Genomic DNA, 17293 nt, shown 5'->3' on the forward strand with positions numbered 1-17293 from the left:
GCGCGGTCCGCCCCCGTACGTGGCTACGTGTCCCCGACCCGATCCTGAAAGCAGACCGGAAACCGCCACCCGGTCAGAAGGACTTGGCGGGGACATACGTGCCCCATACGTCCCGCAGCGCGTCGCAGACCTCCCCCAGCGTGGCGCGGGCGGCGAGCGCGTCCTTCATCGGGTAGAGGACGTTGGCCGCCCCCGCCTCGCTCTCGGCGGCCTTCTTCAACGCCGACAAGGCCGTGCTCACCGCACCGCCGTCGCGCTCGGCACGCAGCCTGGCCAGCCGCTCCCGCTGCCGCTCCTCGATGGCCGGGTCCACCCGCAGCGGCTCGTACGGCTCCTCCTCGTCCAGCCGGAAGCGGTTGACGCCGACGACCACCCGCTCGCCCGCTTCCGTCTCCTGGGCGATGCGGTAGGCGTTGCGCTCGATCTCCTCCTTCTGGAAGCCCTGTTCGATGGCGGCCACCGCCCCGCCCAGGTCCTCCACCCGCCGCATCAGATCGACCGCGGCGGCCTCGACGGCGTCCGTCAGCGACTCGACGGCGTACGAGCCGGCGAGCGGGTCGACGGTGGCGGTCACGTCCGTCTCGTGCGCCAGCACCTGCTGGGTGCGCAGCGCGAGGCGGGCGGACTTGTCGGTCGGCAGCGCGATGGCCTCGTCGAAGGCGTTGGTGTGCAGGGACTGGGTGCCGCCGAGGATCGCGGCGAGCCCCTGGACCGCGACCCGCACGAGGTTCAGCTCGGGCTGCTGCGCGGTGAGCTGGACGCCCGCCGTCTGGGTGTGGAAGCGCAGCATCTGCGACTTCGGGTCGCGGGCGCCGAACTCCTCGCGCATGACCCGCGCCCAGATGCGGCGTGCCGCCCGGAACTTGGCGGCCTCCTCCAGGAGGGTCGTCCGGGAGACGAAGAAGAACGACAGGCGAGGCGCGAAGTCGTCGACCGCCATGCCGGCGGCGAGGGCCGTACGGACGTACTCGATGCCGTCGGCCAGCGTGAAGGCGATCTCCTGCGCGGGCGAGGCGCCCGCCTCCGCCATGTGGTAGCCGGAGATGGAGATGGTGTTCCAGCGGGGGATCTCGGCCCCGCAGTACTTGAAGACGTCCGCGACCAGTCGCAGGGAGGGGCCCGGCGGGAAGATGTACGTGCCGCGCGCGATGTACTCCTTGAGCACGTCGTTCTGGATGGTGCCGGTCAGGTCGCGGGCCGCCACACCCTGCTCCTCGCCGACGAGTTGGTAGAGCAGGAGCAGCAGGGCCGCGGGGGCGTTGATGGTCATGGAGGTCGAGACCCGGTCCAGGGGGATGCCGGCGAACAGCGTCCGCATGTCCTCGATCGAGTCGATGGCGACGCCGACCTTGCCGACCTCGCCGTGCGCGAGGGTGGCGTCGGAGTCGTAGCCCATCTGGGTGGGCAGGTCGAAGGCCACGGACAGGCCCGTGGTGCCGTGCTCGATGAGCCGGCGGTAGCGGGCGTTGGACTCTGCGGCGGTGCCGAACCCCGCGTACTGGCGCACCGTCCAGGGGCGGCCGGTGTACATCGAGGGATAGACGCCCCGCGTGTAGGGGTAGGCCCCCGGCTCGCCCAGGGCCTCCTCCGGGTCCCAGCCGGCCGGGTCACCCGGCCCGTACACCGGCTCGACGGTAAAGCCCGACTCCGACTCGCGCGCCATGGGTTCACGCCTCCTGCCGCTCCGGTGGCCGTGGGTCCTCCTCACAGCATGCGCCGATGTTCGCCGCGCGGCAGCCCCGGGAAGCATGGAAGACGGATAGCGAAAGCGAACAGCGAACGGCGGGCGCCGCCGAGGGGCGGGGACTGGGGGTCGGGGAGATGCACCGGATATCGGTGGCCGGTACGGCGCTCGCCACGGCGGTGCTGGCCACGCTGGTCGCGGGGTGCAAGGAGCAGGGCGTGGCCGGCGCGGGGCACTCCCGCGCGAGGCCCGAGGCGCGGCAGAGCGCGGGCGCGCCCGCCCATGCCGCACCGTCGCCCCGGCCGCACCGGACCTGGCACAAGCCGTCGTACAAGCCGCGCCGCACGCACCGGCCCGTGCCGCCCCGCCGGGCCGCCCCGCCCGCGCCGGCGGCCGTGATCGCCTTCGGCACGAGCGGCGAGCGGGTGCGCGAGCTACAGGCGCGGCTGCGCCGGCTGGGCCTCTTCGACCGCAATCCGACCGGCTATTTCGGCACGGTCACCCGCTCCTCCGTCCAGGCCTACCAGCGCGCCCACGGCCTGGCGGCCACCGGCTCGGTCGACAGCCGCACCTGGAACTCCCTGCGCACCGCCACCAAGCGGCCCACGCGCGACGAGCTGTACCCGCCGACCGCCAACCCGCTCGCCAAGCCCGACCCGCGCTGTATGACGGGGCGGGTGCTGTGCATCAGCAAGACGAGCCGCACCCTCGCCTGGATGATCAACGGCAAGGTGGTCTCGGCGATGGACGTGCGGTTCGGCTCGCAGTACACGCCGACGCGGGAGGGGCTGTTCCAGGTCGACTTCAAGAGCCGCGACCACGTCTCGACGATCTACCACACCCCGATGCCGTACGCGATGTTCTTCAGCGGCGGCCAGGCGGTGCACTACTCGGCGGACTTCGCCGCCCGGGGCTACAGCGGCGCCTCGCACGGCTGCGTCAACGTGCGGGACAAGGGCCGGATCGCCGCGCTCTTCGACCAGGTCCGGACGGGTGACAAGGTCGTGGTCTACAAGTAGGCCCGGCCGGCGGGCAGGCCATGGGGTCATGAGACGGGGCATGGGGTGAGAGAAGGGCGCGGGCAGGGCCGGGGGAACGTGCCCTGCCCGCGCCATGGGCGCGGAGCCGTCGGTACGGGGGGAACCTCGGCTCCCGCGCGGGGCCGATGACCAGTCGGCCTGTTTCTTACAGCGTCACCCTCGAAGAAAATGTCACACCCGGATTCCGGATGCCGTTCCTCGCGGTGTCGCCCGCGGCCGCCGTCGTCGCGGCGGCGGTGGACGCCGCGCCCGTGGCGGTGGGCGCCACGGGGTCGGTGTCGGGGGTCACCCCATCGGTGTCGGGGGTCACCGGGTCCGCGTCGGGGGTCGCCGGGTCGGACGGGGGCGGGGGCGCCGGGACACCGTCAGTGCCGGTGCCCCCGTCCTCTTTTCCCGGGCCGGTCCCGTCGTCGCCGTGGCCGCTGTTGCCGGAGTCGCCGCCCTGACCGCCGCTGCCGCCGCCGCTGTTACCGCTGTTGTCGCCGCTGTTGCTGCCGTTGTTGCCGCCGCTGCGCGGGGTGCCCTCGCTGCCGGCGTCGTCGACGACCGCGGCGCAGTAGCTGTGTATCGCGGTCGGGCTGCCCGCCGCCTTCTCCAGCTTCCGCAGGTCCTTGGCGTCGATGGCCGCGGCGTCGCCGCTCTCCGCGGCCAGGTACTGGCGGCAGACGGTGAGCGCCCAGCCCTTCCCGCCGGCGCCGTGCGAGCCCTGCGACGCGGAGTCGTCCGCGCCCTTGCCCTTGTTCTTGTCGTCATCGGCGTCCGTACCGTCGTCCCCGGCCCCGTGGCCCGGGGACGTCCGCGAGCCGTCGCCGCCCCGGGAGACACCGCCGCCGGAATCGTGGTCGGCCGATCCACCCGTTCCGGGCGGCGTCCGGCTGTCCGGGGAGATCCGGGGCGCGGCCGATCTCTCGCCGGTGGTGCCGCCGGCGGGCATGCTCACCGTGGGCCCGGGCGCACCGTCGTCCCGGCCGAAAGGCAGCACCCCCGCGGCCGTCGCGACCGCGAATCCGCTGAGCGCGCAGCCGGCCAGCGCGGCGACCAGTCCCACGTGCAGCGGTCGGCGCAGCCGCGCCTGCCCGCCCGGCTCGCCCGAGGGTCGCGCCATCCGGAACACCCCAGGGGTGTCCGAGCCGCCGCCGGCGCCGAATCGTACGCCCCGGCCGGTCCGCCCCGCCCGCTGCGCGCGCTCGGCCTGCTCGGCCCGCGCCGCGCGGAACGCGGCCACCGCCGCCTCCTCGCCCGGGAGGGCCGCCTGGCCGTCGGCCGCGCCGCCCGCCGCCGGGCGGGACGCCTCGGCCACGGCACCGAGCACGGCGGCCAGCCGCTCCGCTTCCTCCCGCGACCGGTCCGACCGGCCGTTTCGCCCGCCATCGGAGTCGCCGGGTCCTGCCCAGGCCGGCTCACCACGAAGCAACCGCTCCGCCGCATCGTCATCCAGCCAGCTGTAGCGGTGGTCGTCGGCCATCACATGTCCTTCTGCGTCGGGCCGCCGGAATCCGTCACACCGGCGGACCTCGCGGTCCCTCTGCGTGACTCCCGCTGGAGCGGGATCCCGTCCAGTACCCCTTGGCCGGCCCCGCCCCCCGCGTCCAGCAGATCGGCCAGTCGCCGCAGGCCCCGGTGGGCGGCGGTGCGCACCGCGCCGGGGCGTTTGCCGAGCACCGCGGCCGCGCTCTTGGCGTCGAGCCCGAGGACCACCCGCAACACCACCGCCTCGGCCTGGTCCCGCGGCAGCTGGGCCACGAGCCCGAGGGCGCGGTCGGTGCCGAGCGCCTCCAGCGCCTCGCCCGCCGTGTCCGCGTCGGACGCCCGGCCCTCCAGCTCCGTCTCGTCGCCCCCGATCGCCGGGCGCCGCCCGCGCATGCGTATGTGGTCGAGCGCCCGGTTGCGGGCTATGCGCGCCGCCCAGCCGCGGAAGCGGTCCGCGTCTCCGCTGAACCTGACCAGGTCGCGGGCTATCTGGAGCCAGGCCTCGGAGGCGATGTCCTCCGCGTCACCGTCGCCGACCAGCGTCCGTACGTACCCCAGGAGGCGGGGGTGGACCGCTCGGTACACGGTCCGGAAAGCGGTCTCGTCCCCGTCCTGCGCCGCGCGCACCGCGGCGGTCAGTTCCGCGTCGTCCCCCTGCACGCCCTCTACCTGCCCCACTCGGAGAAACGGAGGTCCAGCGATGCCGAAGCCGAGGCTAGCCGTGGCCATAGGGCGGGTACGGCTGGTCCGCGGGACCGGTCGGGCCGGGCGGGCCGTAGGGCGGCGGCGTGCCGTACGGAGCGGCGGGCGCGCCGTACGGGGCCGCCCCGCCGGGCTGCGGCGGAAGCGAGGCGCGCTGCTCCTGCATCGCGGTGATCTGGCGGACGAGCAGCAGCGCGAGGATGGCCGCGGCGATGAGGACGACGGTCGCGAACATGTCGAGCGCGAGGATGTCGTGCAGCTCCTCGATGTCGCTCTTGACCTTCGCATAGGTCGGGTTGTAGTCCGCGGACTCCATCTTGCTCCGCAGGGTGTTGTACCGGATCGTGCCGATGAAATTGGCGGCGCCGGCGACGATCCACGTCACCCACCATCCGTTGAGCAGTCCGCGGCGGACGTTGTGCGGCCCCTGCGGGGAGCTGGCCCGCCAGATGTCGTTGGCGATCTGCTTGGGGAACCACAGGTTGACCACCGGGGTGAACCAGGAGCCCGCGGCCCAGCCGCTGCCGAACCGGTGCTGGCCGGGGGCGAACACCTCGGCGTTCAGCCGCAGCCGCCGGAACCAGACCGCCCACAGGACGGCGAGGGCGACCAGGATGAAGAAGGAGATGAGCACCGCGGTCGTGTAGACGTCGTCCGCGTCCTCCAGCTCCCTGAAGTGCTCCCCGGTCGTCAGAAGGCCGCCGTCGAGGATGTCCCCGATCACGCCGTACTGGTCACCGCGCGCGACGAGCACGAAGACGAGCGCCGGGAGCATCACGCTGAACAGCACCACCAGCGCGGTCGACAGCCCGCGTCGCAGGTCCACTCCGCCGGCCGGCATCCCCAGGGGCGGGGCGGACGGGTAGGCGAGCGGCGGCGCGGCCGGCATGGGCGCCTGCTGGGGCGGGACATGCGGCTGGGGCTGCGGGGGCGGCGGCTGCTGGAGCTGTTGCTGGTAGGTCCCGCATGCGGCGCAGCGCCCGTCGGGGCCGACGGCCGCTGCTCGGCAGTTCCCACACGGATACATTTTTGGAGTCCCCCTGGAAACGTGGCCCAGTCTCAGCCACGCAAGGAATAAACAACACACCGCGCCCACGGCGCGGACCTGCACGTTACGGGGATCCGCCCGGTCACGTCCAGAGCGGGGCCGCGCCCCGGACACGACCCGGGGTTCCCCGGTTCCCGTCCGGCCTCCCGCCGGGGGAGGTGTGACGCGATCGGGGCGTGCGACGCTGTAGGGAGTACGGGTCCCTCGGGGGCCCGCACCGGACGGCGGCCGGGGCCTCTCCTGTGGGGGGTGGCGGCCCCGGCCGTCCCTCCTCCGGCCCCGGGTCCGCGCGGCTCAGCTCGTCAGCCGGTCGCTGAGCGCGGTGAATTTCTTCCAGCTCAGGGGCGGCTTCCCGGGATCCCACAGCCGCTGGGCGAGCGCCGCGAGCGGCAGTCTGATGCCGTGGGCGACCTGGGTGGGGGTCTGCGCGTCGGGGATGTCGCACCACACCGCGAAGCGGGCGCCCGGCACTCGGGACGGCCCGGTCAGCGCCGCGTCCGGTACGGGCCGGGTGCCGCGGAGCACCGCCGGGGACCACTGCTCGTATATGCGTTCGCCGGTCGGGTAGCGGAAGTTGTTCGGCTGCCCCAGTACGTAATAGAGGTACTCGTCGTTGAGGTTGACCACCGTGCGTCCCTCGCGCAGGTACTCGATCGGCGGCCGGGCGCCGCTCTCCCGCCCCGTCCAGTACTCGACCTCGATGCCCCGGTCGGGGGCGACGACGCCGCCGGAGTAGAAGCCGTCGTTCCACGCCTTGGGCCGCTTGCCCAGCTCGCGCGCCACGGCCGCGCGGGCGTTGAGCCAGGCGGTGGCCAGGTCCTGGATGCGCCCCCTGGGGCCGTACGCCAGCCGGGCCGCGGTGGCCAGGGCCGGATAGGTGGCCTCCGGGTTCCGCGACATCAGCGCTCCGTACTCGTCGCCGCCCAGGTGCCAGTACGGGCCGGGGAACAGTGGCGCGAACTCGCGCATCAGGTCGTCCACGATCCGCGCGGCGGCCGGGTTGGAGATGTCCACCGCGCCCCGGAAGGCGAGCCCCTTCCCGGTGCGCAGCTGAAGCGAGGGATGGGCGCGGATGACGGCGCCGAGGTGGCCGGGCGAGTCGATCTCGGGGATGACGGTGATGTGCAGGCTCCGGGCGAGGCTCACGATCCGGCGGACCTCCTGCTTGGTGAGGTGCCGCGGCGCGACGATCTCCGGGTGGGAGCTGCTCTGGATGCGGAAGGCCTGGTCGTCGGAGAAGTGCAGACCGAGCTGGTTGAGCTTGAGGTCGGCCATCTCGCGCAGCCGGGCCTCGATCCACGAGGCCGGGAAGTACTTGCGGGCGATGTCGAGGTTGAGGCCGCGCTGCGGGCGGTCGGGCCGGTCGCGGATCACGCCCTGGGGCAGCCTGCCGCCGGAGCGCAGCGCCTGCTTGACGGTCCGGGTGCCGTAGAAGACGCCGGCGTCGGCGGAGCCGGTGATCCGGGCCCTGCCGTCGCGCACGGTGAGCACGTACGCCTCGCGGCCGCCGCTCTGCTGGGGCTTCAGGGCCAGCTCCAGGTCGCCGCGGCGGGCGGGGCCGGCGCTGACGCGCAGGCCCAGCTCGCGGGCGGTCAGCGCCGCCTCGTCGGCGAGCGGGCCGCGGGGGTCGGCGACGACGCGGCTGCCCGGCCCGGGTCGCCAGCCGGGACCGGCCTGCGGGGTGTAGTCCCGCACGGAGGGGATGGTGCGGGGCGGGGCGGAGACGCCGGTGGGGCTGGCCGGGGGCGGGGGCGCGGTGGTCGTGGGGCGGGGGGTGGTGGGCGTGGGGCGGCCGGTGGTGGCGGTGCCGGTCGGGCGCGGGCTGGACGCGGACGGGTGCCGGCCCTCGCCGCCCTGCTGCTGGCAGCCGGTGACCAGGGCGAGGACCGCGACGAGGGCGGTGACCGCGCCGCGTCCGGCCGCCGCCCCGCCGGCCGTACGCCGCGCCGGGCGCCCCGGCCGCCTCAGCCGACTCGGCCGGCCTGGCCGAGTCGGCCGGCCTATATGAGGCAATCCCATGGCACGGGCCTCTCTCTCATGGCGCGGGTCGCATGGCGCGGACGTCATGGCGCGGGTCTCATGGCGCGGCCTCCCGTCCCGAGCGCCACGGCGTCCACCGCACGCCACGAAACCACCACCTCCGGGTGAATTTCGTACATCCACCGGCCAGTGACTGACACATATCGTTACCTTGAACTGCCGATCGCACCACTTCAACCCCAGGCACCCCATACCTTCCCGGATCGCCCACATCATCCACATCACCCGAGTCACCGTTCGAACCCTTGTACCGCTCGCACCCCTCATTCCCGCCACGCGCGTCCAAGGAGCCCATGCTGTCCAGGCCCAGCGACTCCCCGCGTACCCCGCCCCCGCTTCGCCCCTCCCGGCCGCCCGCCCAGCGCGCCCCCGTCGCGCCCGGCCGGATCGGCGCCGCCCGGCTCGACCGGCTCAACGCGGCCCCGCCCGGCGCCGCCGAGGACGCGCTGCTCGCCTGCTGCGGCAGCCGCCGCTGGGCGCGGCTGATCGCGGCGCACCGCCCCTATCCGGATCTCGACGCGCTGCTCGCGGCCGGCGACGAGGCCAGCTACGACCTCACCCCCGCCGACCTGGACGAGGCCCTCGCCGACGAGGCGGTGGTCGGGCGGCTGCCGGCGGCCGACGGGCCGGGGGCGCGGGCCGCGCACACCGCGCTGCGGGCCGCTCACGCCGAGTACCAGCGCCGTTTCGGCCATGTCTTCGTGATCTGCCTGGACGGGCTGCGCCCCGCCGAGATGCGGGACCGGGTGCTGGCGGAGATCCACGCCCGGCTGGACAACGAGAAGGACGCCGAGCGGGTGCAGGCGGCCGAGGAGCTGCGGCGCATCGCCCGTGGCCGACTCGCCCGGCTGATCGCGGGCCATCCGCAGGCGTCCGGAATCAAGCAGGTGTCCGGAATCATGGGGTTCCGTCCCGCCTGATCCCGCTCGTTTGTGCCTGATCGATCACACTGGCGCCCCCCGCGCGAGCGAACCGACAACACGTCGCTACGATGGCCAGGGCCGGTGGACCGTACCCGGCCGGGCCCGACCGACAGAAGCCGGCAGGCCCCAATCCCCGTTTCCGGAGGGTTTTCCGTGCCGGCTGGAACGCTGTATCGCGGCCGGGAAGGCATGTGGTCCTGGGTGGCTCACCGAGTCACCGGCGTCCTCATCTTCTTCTTCCTGTTCGTCCATGTCCTGGACACCTCGCTCGTCCGTGTGTCGCCCGAGGCTTATGACGACGTCGTCGCGACATACAAGAATCCGATTGTGAACGTGATGGAGTACGGCCTGGTGGCCGCCATCCTGTTCCACGCCCTCAACGGCCTGCGCGTCATCGCCGTGGACTTCTGGTCGAAGGGCCCGAAGTACCAGCGGCAGATGCTGTGGAGCGTTGTCGGTATCTGGGTGGTGCTGATGGCCGGGGCGTTCTACCCGGTCCTGCAGCACACCCTGCGCGAGCTGTTCGGGAGCTGACGCAGATGTCCGCCGAGACCACCACCCCCGCGAACAACGGCGTCCACCAGTACGACGTGGACCACCCCGCGCCGCTGATCGAGCCGCCGCGGGCCCGCACCCGCAAGACGCCGCGGGCCACCCGCACCAACTTCGAGATGTACGGATGGCTGTTCATGCGGCTGTCCGGCGTCCTGCTGGTCGTGCTCGTCCTGGGCCACCTGCTGATCCAGCTCGTCCTCGACGGCGGCGTCTCCAAGATCGGCTTCGCCTTCGTGGCCGGCCGCTGGGCCTCGCCGTTCTGGCAGGCATGGGACCTGATCATGCTGTGGCTCGCCACGCTGCACGGCGCGAACGGCCTGCGCACGATCATCAACGACTACGCGGAGCGGGACAACACCCGCCTGTGGCTGAAGGCGCTGCTCTACACGGCGGCAGGGTTCACCATCGTGCTCGGCACTCTGGTGATCTTCACCTTCGACCCGAACATCCGCTAGGCCCCGGGGCTGAGGTATCCACTCATGAAGATCCACAAGTACGACACCGTCATCGTCGGCGCCGGCGGCGCCGGGATGCGCGCGGCCATCGAGTCGACGAAGCGCAGCCGCACCGCGGTGCTGACCAAGCTCTACCCGACCCGCTCCCACACCGGCGCCGCCCAGGGCGGCATGGCCGCCGCCCTCGCGAACGTCGAGGAGGACAACTGGGAGTGGCACACCTTCGACACGATCAAGGGCGGCGACTACCTGGTCGACCAGGACGCCGCCGAGATCCTGGCGAAGGAGGCCATCGACTCGGTCCTCGACCTGGAGAAGATGGGCCTGCCGTTCAACCGGACCCCCGACGGCACCATCGACCAGCGCCGCTTCGGCGGCCACAGCCGTAACCACGGCGAGGCCCCGGTCCGCCGGTCCTGCTACGCCTCGGACCGCACCGGTCACATGATCCTCCAGACGCTGTACCAGAACTGCGTCAAGGAGGGCGTGGAGTTCTTCAACGAGTTCTACGTCCTGGACCTGCTGCTCAACGAGGTCGACGGCGTCAAGCGCACCGCGGGTGTGGTGGCGTACGAGCTGGCGACCGGCGAGATCCACGTCTTCCAGGCGAAGGCCGTGGTCTTCGCCTCGGGCGGCTGCGGCAAGTTCTTCAAGGTGACCTCCAACGCCCACACCCTGACCGGTGACGGCCAGGCGGTCGCCTACCGGCGCGGGCTGCCGCTGGAGGACATGGAGTTCTTCCAGTTCCACCCGACCGGCATCTGGCGCATGGGCATCCTGCTCACCGAGGGCGCCCGCGGTGAGGGCGGCATCCTGCGCAACAAGGACGGCGAGCGCTTCATGGAGAAGTACGCGCCGGTCATGAAGGACCTCGCCTCCCGCGACGTGGTCTCCCGCTCCATCTACACCGAGATCCGGGAGGGCCGCGGCTGCGGTCCCGAGGGCGACCACGTCTACCTGGACCTGACCCACCTGCCGCCGGAGCAGCTGGACGCCAAGCTGCCCGACATCACCGAGTTCGCCCGGACGTACCTGGGCATCGAGCCCTACACGGACCCGATCCCGATCCAGCCGACCGCGCACTACACGATGGGCGGCATCCCGACCAACGTCCAGGGCGAGGTGCTGTCCGACAACGACACCGTCGTGCCGGGCCTGTACGCCGCGGGCGAGGTCGCCTGTGTGTCCGTGCACGGCGCCAACCGCCTGGGCACCAACTCGCTCCTCGACATCAACGTCTTCGGCCGCCGGGCGGGCATCGCCGCCGCGGAGTTCGCCGCCGGGAACGACTACGTCGAGCTGCCCGAGGACCCGGCCCAGTTCGTCCAGAGCCAGGTCGAGGGGCTCAGGAACGCCACCGGCAGCGAGCGGGTCGCCGAGGTCCGCAAGGCGCTGCAGGAGACCATGGACAAGAACGTCATGGTCTTCCGGACCGAGCAGACGCTGAAGGAGGCCGTCGAGGAGATCGGCCACCTGCGCGAGCGCTACAAGAACATCAGCGTCCAGGACAAGGGCAAGCGGTTCAACACCGACCTGCTGGAGGCGATCGAGCTGGGCAACCTGCTCGACCTGGCCGAGGTCATGGCCGTCTCCGCCCTGGCCCGCAAGGAGTCGCGCGGCGGCCACTACCGCGAGGACTACCCGAACCGCGACGACGTCAACTTCATGCGCCACACCATGGCGTACCGTGAAGTGGGCGCCGACGGTTCCGAGTCCATCCGCCTCGACTACAAGCCGGTCGTGCAGACCCGCTACCAGCCGATGGAGCGTAAGTACTGATGAGCACCCCGACGCTTGACAAGCCCTCCGAGGCTCCGGAGGCGGCCGCGGCCAACGCTTCGCACCTGATCACGGTCACCTTCCGGATCCGCCGCTTCAACCCGGAGGTCTCCGACCAGTCGTACTGGGAGGACTTCCAGCTCGAGATCGACCCGAAGGAGCGCGTCCTCGACGGGCTGCACAAGATCAAGTGGGATCTGGACGGCACCCTGACCTTCCGCCGCTCCTGCGCCCACGGCATCTGCGGCTCCGACGCCATGCGGATCAACGGCCGCAATCGGCTGGCCTGCAAGACGCTGATCAAGGACATCAACCCTGAGAAGCCCATCACGGTCGAGGCGATAAAGGGCCTCACGGTCCTCAAGGACCTGGTCGTGGACATGGAGCCGTTCTTCCAGGCGTACCGCGATGTGATGCCCTTCCTGATCACGACGGGCAACGAGCCGACCCGCGAGCGCCGGCAGTCCGCCGAGGACCGCGAGCGCTTCGACGACACCACCAAGTGCATCCTGTGCGCCGCGTGCACCTCCTCGTGCCCGGTGTTCTGGAACGACGGCCAGTACTTCGGCCCGGCGGCGATCGTCAACGCGCACCGCTTCATCTTCGACTCGCGCGACGAGGGCGGTGAGCAGCGTCTGGAGATCCTGAACGACAAGGACGGCGTCTGGCGCTGCCGCACCACCTTCAACTGCACCGAGGCCTGCCCGCGCGGCATCGAGGTCACCAAGGCCATCCAGGAGGTGAAGCGCGCGCTGATCACGCGGCGCTTCTGACCTCCGGGCCGCCCCACCGGGCGCCCTCAGGCACCCTCCACCGAGTGCCCCGCTTCCCCCTGGGAAGCGGGGCACTCGCCGTTGGGGCGCTTGTTGCTGGGCGGCCGACTCGCTCCGGGGTGCTCCGGGCCTCCCACGAGCGTCTATACACCCGGTGTATACGCCGTGTGTATAGTGCTCCGCATGACCGACGCGTACCTGCTGCCGATCAAGACCGCGGCGGCCCTGTTCCCCCTCGTGGCGCTGGCCCTGTTCCTGCCGACGGCCGTGGTGCTGTACCGCAGGCACGGCGTCATGTCGCGGGGGCGGACGCTGTCGCTGTACGGCTTCCTGTACTACGCGCTGAGCGCGTTCTGCATGACGGTCGTCCCACTGCCCCGGCGGTCCCCGGACATGTGCTCCCGATACGCCGTGGTCGCCGACCCGCAGCTGATCCCGGGCAACACCTTCGGCGACATCTGGAAGGAGGCGCACGGCAAGGTCACCGTCAACGCGCTGGTCCTGCAGAACCCCGCCGTCGCCGGCACCCTCTTCAACCTGCTGCTGCTCCTGCCGCTCGGGGTCTTCCTCCGCTACCACTTCCGCCGCGGGCCGGCGGCCACCGCGGCCCTCGGCTTCGGCGCCTCGCTGTTCTTCGAGCTGACGCAGTGGAGCGGGGTGTGGGGCCTCTACGCGTGCCCGTACCGGCTCTTCGACGTCGACGACCTGATCGTCAACACCTCGGGCGCGCTGCTCGGCTGGGTCCTGGCCGGACCCCTGACGCGCCGGCTGCCCGCGCTGGAGACGCTGGACGGACGGGCGCTGGCCCGCCACCCGGTGCCGTTCGGACGGCGGCTGACGGCGCTGGTGGTGGACCTGGTCGGCTACGCGGCGGTGACGGTCCTCGCCGTCGTGGTGAGCCGGGGGCTCGGCGAGGCGGAGGTCCTGCCCCGGGTGCCCGGCCCCTGGGTGCCCGGCGCGGCCTTCGCCGGGTGGTTCGTCGTCCTGCCGTATCTGACGGGAGCGACGCCCGGCAAGCGGCTGTTGCGGCTGCGAGTGGTGCCCGCCGGCGGCGGCGCGCTCCCCCTCCGCCGGCTGGCCGTACGGGCGCTGCTGCTCGGCGTGGCCACGCTCCCGTTGCTGGCGGGGCTGGCGCTCGCGGCGGCGGTCCTGTTCGTCGAGCCGTCGCTGCCCGGCCTCGTCGCCACCGCCCGGCGGGCGAGCGGCGAGGACGCGGCGTACCTCGCGGCGCTCTATCCGGAGCAGGCGCTCGTCGCCGTGCTGGGCATCGCGATGCTGCTGGCGTACGGGCTGCGGACGCTGCGGCACCCCGACGGCCTCGGCCCGCACGAGATCCTGTCGGGACTCCGCAACGAGGCCCTGCCCCACACCCGCGCCCGACGCCCCTACGGAACGGCGGCCGCCCCCGCCGCCCCCGCCCCCGTCAGGGCGGCCGCCCCGCTGCGGGAGACGCTCACGAGCGTCTGAGCGCGGCGGCGGGCGCCGTTCACTCACCGCCGCGCGGCGATCTCCGTCGTCCGCCGGCGGGCTCGCTCAGGCGCGGGTGGTAAGGCGCGGGTGGCTCAGGCGTTGTCAGGCGCGGGTGGTTCGGGCGTGGGTCGCTCAGGCGCGGGTCGCGGCCAGCTCGACCACGGTGACGTCCGGCGGCGCCCCCACGCGCACCGGCGGGCCCCAGGCGCCCGCGCCGCGCGTGACGTAGAGCTGGGTGTCGCCGTAGCGGTCGAGCCCGGCGGCGGTCGGGTTCGCGAGTTCGGCGACGTAGTTGCCCGGCCACATCTGCCCGCCGTGGGTGTGCCCGGACAGCTGCAGATCCACGCCGTGGTCCACCGCGTCATGGATCACCACCGGCTGGTGGGCGAGCAGCACGCAGGCGCGCGCCGGGTCGCGGTCGCCGAGCGCCGCCTCGAAGTCCGGGCCCTGGCCCTCGTCCTCGCCCGCGACGTCGTTGACCCCCGCGAGGTCGAAACCGCCCAGCTCGGCGCGCTCGTTCTCCAGCGGCCGCAGCCCGAGCTCGCGCACGTGGTCGACCCACTCCCGGGCGCCGGAGTAGTACTCGTGGTTGCCGGTGACGAAGTACGACCCGTGGCGGGCCCGCAGCGCGCGCAGCGGCTCGGCGGCGGGACCGAGGTCCTCGACGCTGCCGTCGACGAGGTCGCCGACGACGGCGATCAGGTCGGGGCTGGTGCGGTTGATCGTCTCCACGACCCGCCGGGTGTGCGCGCGGCCCAGGATCGGCCCCAGGTGGATGTCGCTGACCACGGCGATCCGGAACCCGTGCGCCCGGCGCGGCAGCTTGGCCAGCGGCACGGTGACCCGCTTCAGGCGGGGGCCGCGCATCACGGTGTACGTCCCGTACCCCACGGTGCCCGCCGACACAGCGGCCGCCCCGACGGCCACGGTCCGCGCGACGAACAGCCGGCGGGAGGGGGGCGCGGGGGCGGCATCGACAGCGACGGCAGCCGGGGGCTCGCCGGTCTCGCCGACCGGGTCGGTCTCGTTCGCCTCGCCGACCGGGTCGGGCTTGTTCGCCTCGCCGACCGGACCGGTCTTGCTCACCTCGCCGACCGGAGCGGCGTCATCGGCCTCGTTCAGCGTGCCCACGGCCACCGGCGTCCGCTCGGCGGGGACGCCGACCGGTCGGGCGGCGGTGACGGGCGGCGCGAGCCGGGCCGCGTCGCGCCGCTCCAGCCAGCGGCGCAGCAGCGGCCGTATCGCCTCACCCGCCAGCAGGGCGAGCGTCAGATACAGCACCAGCGCCAGCCACAGATACCCCGGCCAGGCCAGGGCGCGCTGCACGGCGAAGGGCGCTCCGGCCCGCCCGGAGACCAGCGCCCCGACACTGATCAGCGGCAGGACCACGGCGGCCACCGCCCCGGCGCGCCGGGCCCGCCCGCCCCGCGCCGTCGTGTCGCGGACCAGCCGCCGCCACAGATACCAGTGGACGCCGGCCAGCAGGCCGACGACGGCGAGCGCCACGAGGGCGTACAGCACGACCACTTCAGGTCCTCCCGTTTCGCGCCTCGAAGGCGCCCGTCACACCACTACCGCGCGCCCGTCACACCCCTACCGCTCCGTGGCCGCGCCCTCCCCGGACGCGGCCTCGCGGCGCAGGGCACGCAGCCCGCGCAACCCGATCACGCCGATCCCCGTCCCCAAGAGAAACGAGGTGATCGCGAGCAGCAGATGCACCCAAAAGTACGCGGTGGGATCTCCGGAGTCGTCGAAAGCGAGTCCGCTGCCGTCCTTCCACAAGTTCTTGACAAAGGTGATCCAGATGGCCCAGCTCCAGACCCCGAAGGCGAGCAGGAACCAGGAAATGGGGCGGCTGAGCTTCATGGTGTCCAGTATGAGCACGCCTACCGGGCGAACCTCCGGCGGGTACGCCCCTCGTAAGGCCGTGGCAATGTCGCCCGGGGGTTCGAAGGCCGGTACGTTCACAGGCGTGCCGATGATCTCCTCCTCCGCCCCGAAGCGGGGCTCCGCCGCATCGCTGACCACCGCCGCCGCCCTCCTGCTGGCCGCCCTGCTGGCCGCCGCCCCGGCCCACGCCGCCCCGGCCGACCGCTCCGACGACAAGGACACCGCCAAGCCGCCCGCCCAGATGTCCGTGGTGGGCGGCAAGCGGCTCGGCCGTCCGGGCACGCAGGTCTCGCTGAAGGCGGGCGCGCCCGCGCTGCCCAAGGGACTGAGCGGACGCTCCTGGCTGGTGGCCGACGCCGAGTCCGGGGATGTGCTCGCCGCGCACAACGCCCACTGGAAGCTGCCGCCCGCGTCCACGCTGAAGATGCTCTTCGCGGACACGGTGCTGCCCAAGCTGCCCAAGGACCGCGAGCACAAGGTGGCGCTCTCCGACCTGGAGGGCATGGGGGCGGGCAGCAGCCTGGTCGGGGTGAAGGAGAACCTCACCTACACGGTGCACGACCTGTGGCTCGGCGTCTTCCTGCGCTCGGGCAACGACGCGGTGCACGTGCTGTCCGCGATGAACGGGGGCAAGGCGAAGACGGTGCAGGAGATGCAGGCGCACGCCGAGCAGCTCAACGCGCTCGACACGCATGTCGTCACCCCGGACGGTTACGACGAGAAGGGCCAGGTCAGCAGCGCGTACGACCTCACCCTGTTCGCTCGTTCGGGGCTCCAGAAGGCGGACTTCCGGGAGTACTGCTCGACGGCGACCGCCCAGTTCCCCGGGGAGTACAAGAAGGACAAGAAGGGCCACAAGAAGCGCGAGAGCTTCGCGATCCAGAACACGAACCGCCTGCTGACCGGCTTCCAGGTGCCGCAGTACAAGGGCATCGCCGGGGTGAAGAACGGCTACACGACGAACGCGGGCTCCACCTTCACCGGCGTCGCGCAGCGCGGTGACCGGGTGCTGCTGGTCACCGTGATGAACCCGCAGAAGCAGGCGGCCAGCGAGGTCTACAAGGAGACCGCGAAGCTCTTCGACTGGGGCTTCGAGGCGGCCGACTCGGTGGAGCCGGTGGGCACGCTGGTCCGGCCGGGGCCGAAGGGCCTCGCGAGCGGGCCGGGGGTGGACCACGCCGGGCAGAAGTCCCACAAGCACGCCCAGGCGGCCGTCTCGGCGGGCGACGACGGCTCGGGCGGGAGGTGGACGGCGGTCGGGCTCACCGGCGGTTCCCTGGTGCTGCTGGCCGCCGTGGCGTACGCGGTGCACCGCCGGTGGCCGCTGCCGGAGCTGGTGCGTCGCCGCTCGCGCGGCTGAGGCGCGGCCCCCGGACGCGGCGCGGTACCCGGACGCGGCGCGGTACCCGGACGCGGCGCGGTACCCGGGGGCCCGCTTCACGAACGCTGTACGGGGGCGGCCGG

The 17293-nt window shown here is 72.8% G+C and carries 15 protein-coding genes; 8 read left to right on the plus strand and 7 right to left on the minus strand.

The genetic code is table 11. The annotated features are described in order from the left end of the window. Positions 1 to 73: 73 nt before the first annotated feature. Positions 74 to 1663, minus strand: a complete 1590-nt coding sequence (locus tag BBH68_RS09440) for an acyl-CoA mutase large subunit family protein (RefSeq protein ID WP_065960656.1) — start codon at positions 1661 to 1663, stop codon at positions 74 to 76. A 158-nt stretch (positions 1664 to 1821) separates the two neighbouring features. Here BBH68_RS09440 and BBH68_RS09445 point away from each other — a divergent pair, with 158 nt between their 5' ends. Beyond that, positions 1822 to 2703, plus strand: a complete 882-nt coding sequence (locus tag BBH68_RS09445) for a L,D-transpeptidase family protein (protein ID WP_065960658.1) — start codon at positions 1822 to 1824, stop codon at positions 2701 to 2703. A 166-nt stretch (positions 2704 to 2869) separates the two neighbouring features. Here the strand turns inward: BBH68_RS09445 and BBH68_RS09450 are convergent, their stop codons facing one another. The 4 genes from BBH68_RS09450 to BBH68_RS09465 form a co-directional block, all read right to left on the minus strand. Continuing rightward, complete coding sequence (locus BBH68_RS09450; protein WP_065960661.1) at positions 2870 to 4189, minus strand: hypothetical protein; 1320 nt, start codon at positions 4187 to 4189, stop codon at positions 2870 to 2872. Beyond that, entirely contained in the window at positions 4189 to 4854 is a 666-nt protein-coding gene (locus BBH68_RS09455) for an RNA polymerase sigma factor (protein ID WP_065960663.1), read from the minus strand. The genes BBH68_RS09450 and BBH68_RS09455 overlap by 1 nt, the downstream gene beginning before the upstream one ends. 55 nt (positions 4855 to 4909) lie before the next feature. Beyond that, a complete protein-coding gene (locus BBH68_RS09460) occupies positions 4910 to 5923 on the minus strand; it encodes a DUF4328 domain-containing protein (protein ID WP_245737973.1) in 1014 nt (337 codons plus the stop codon). A 315-nt stretch (positions 5924 to 6238) separates the two neighbouring features. Further along, positions 6239 to 7963 carry a beta-N-acetylhexosaminidase gene (locus tag BBH68_RS09465; protein WP_079150893.1) on the minus strand — a complete coding sequence of 575 codons (1725 nt, stop codon included), beginning with the start codon at positions 7961 to 7963 and terminating at the stop codon, positions 6239 to 6241. 314 nt (positions 7964 to 8277) lie between these two features. Here BBH68_RS09465 and BBH68_RS09470 point away from each other — a divergent pair, with 314 nt between their 5' ends. The 6 genes from BBH68_RS09470 to BBH68_RS09495 all read left to right on the plus strand — a co-directional run bounded on the left by BBH68_RS09470 (position 8278) and on the right by BBH68_RS09495 (position 13936). Next, complete coding sequence (locus BBH68_RS09470) at positions 8278 to 8904, plus strand: 2-oxo-4-hydroxy-4-carboxy-5-ureidoimidazoline decarboxylase (protein ID WP_065960665.1); 627 nt, start codon at positions 8278 to 8280, stop codon at positions 8902 to 8904. A 156-nt stretch (positions 8905 to 9060) separates the two neighbouring features. Next, positions 9061 to 9441, plus strand: coding sequence for a succinate dehydrogenase, cytochrome b556 subunit (sdhC, locus tag BBH68_RS09475; RefSeq protein WP_076972214.1), 381 nt, complete (start codon positions 9061 to 9063; stop codon positions 9439 to 9441). A gap of 5 nt (positions 9442 to 9446) precedes the next feature. Then, positions 9447 to 9917: a succinate dehydrogenase hydrophobic membrane anchor subunit gene (locus BBH68_RS09480; RefSeq protein WP_065960669.1), complete on the plus strand. Its 471-nt coding sequence runs from the start codon at positions 9447 to 9449 to the stop codon at positions 9915 to 9917. Between the two features lie 24 nt (positions 9918 to 9941). Next, a complete protein-coding gene (gene sdhA, locus BBH68_RS09485; protein ID WP_065960672.1) occupies positions 9942 to 11696 on the plus strand; it encodes a succinate dehydrogenase flavoprotein subunit in 1755 nt (584 codons plus the stop codon). Further along, a complete protein-coding gene (locus BBH68_RS09490) occupies positions 11696 to 12469 on the plus strand; it encodes a succinate dehydrogenase iron-sulfur subunit (protein WP_065960674.1) in 774 nt (257 codons plus the stop codon). The genes sdhA and BBH68_RS09490 overlap by 1 nt, the downstream gene beginning before the upstream one ends. 183 nt (positions 12470 to 12652) lie before the next feature. Further along, complete coding sequence (locus tag BBH68_RS09495; protein WP_065960714.1) at positions 12653 to 13936, plus strand: VanZ family protein; 1284 nt, start codon at positions 12653 to 12655, stop codon at positions 13934 to 13936. Positions 13937 to 14071: 135 nt separating this feature from the next. Here BBH68_RS09495 and BBH68_RS09500 read toward each other — a convergent pair whose 3' ends face one another. Both BBH68_RS09500 and BBH68_RS09505 read right to left on the minus strand, forming a co-directional pair. Continuing rightward, positions 14072 to 15466, minus strand: coding sequence for a metallophosphoesterase (locus BBH68_RS09500; protein ID WP_065960676.1), 1395 nt, complete (start codon positions 15464 to 15466; stop codon positions 14072 to 14074). 66 nt (positions 15467 to 15532) lie between these two features. Beyond that, positions 15533 to 15805, minus strand: a complete 273-nt coding sequence (locus BBH68_RS09505) for an SCO4848 family membrane protein (RefSeq protein WP_065960716.1) — start codon at positions 15803 to 15805, stop codon at positions 15533 to 15535. Here BBH68_RS09505 and BBH68_RS09510 point away from each other — a divergent pair. After that, positions 15804 to 17189 carry a D-alanyl-D-alanine carboxypeptidase family protein gene (locus BBH68_RS09510; RefSeq protein WP_104531264.1) on the plus strand — a complete coding sequence of 462 codons (1386 nt, stop codon included), beginning with the start codon at positions 15804 to 15806 and terminating at the stop codon, positions 17187 to 17189. The two genes, BBH68_RS09505 and BBH68_RS09510, sit on opposite strands and share 2 nt — an antisense overlap. Positions 17190 to 17293 lie beyond the last annotated feature (104 nt).

The organism is Streptomyces sparsogenes (genome assembly GCF_001704635.1).
GTDB classification, from domain to species: Bacteria; Actinomycetota; Actinomycetes; order Streptomycetales; family Streptomycetaceae; genus Streptomyces; species Streptomyces sparsogenes.

Bases quoted from the DNA above. Each gene is read 5' to 3' on its own strand.
- BBH68_RS09440 (WP_065960656.1), bottom strand. From the start codon at position 1,663: ATGGCGCGCGAGTCGGAGTCGGGCTTTACCGTCGAGCCGGTGTACGGG.
- BBH68_RS09445 (WP_065960658.1), top strand. From the start codon at position 1,822: ATGCACCGGATATCGGTGGCCGGTACGGCGCTCGCCACGGCGGTGCTG.
- BBH68_RS09450 (WP_065960661.1), bottom strand. From the start codon at position 4,189: ATGGCCGACGACCACCGCTACAGCTGGCTGGATGACGATGCGGCGGAG.
- BBH68_RS09460 (WP_245737973.1), bottom strand. From the start codon at position 5,923: ATGTATCCGTGTGGGAACTGCCGAGCAGCGGCCGTCGGCCCCGACGGG.
- BBH68_RS09465 (WP_079150893.1), bottom strand. From the start codon at position 7,963: ATGGGATTGCCTCATATAGGCCGGCCGACTCGGCCAGGCCGGCCGAGT.
- BBH68_RS09470 (WP_065960665.1), top strand. From the start codon at position 8,278: ATGCTGTCCAGGCCCAGCGACTCCCCGCGTACCCCGCCCCCGCTTCGC.
- BBH68_RS09480 (WP_065960669.1), top strand. From the start codon at position 9,447: ATGTCCGCCGAGACCACCACCCCCGCGAACAACGGCGTCCACCAGTAC.
- sdhA (WP_065960672.1), top strand. From the start codon at position 9,942: ATGAAGATCCACAAGTACGACACCGTCATCGTCGGCGCCGGCGGCGCC.
- BBH68_RS09490 (WP_065960674.1), top strand. From the start codon at position 11,696: ATGAGCACCCCGACGCTTGACAAGCCCTCCGAGGCTCCGGAGGCGGCC.
- BBH68_RS09495 (WP_065960714.1), top strand. From the start codon at position 12,653: ATGACCGACGCGTACCTGCTGCCGATCAAGACCGCGGCGGCCCTGTTC.
- BBH68_RS09510 (WP_104531264.1), top strand. From the start codon at position 15,804: ATGGTGTCCAGTATGAGCACGCCTACCGGGCGAACCTCCGGCGGGTAC.
- BBH68_RS09505 (WP_065960716.1), bottom strand. From the start codon at position 15,805: ATGAAGCTCAGCCGCCCCATTTCCTGGTTCCTGCTCGCCTTCGGGGTC.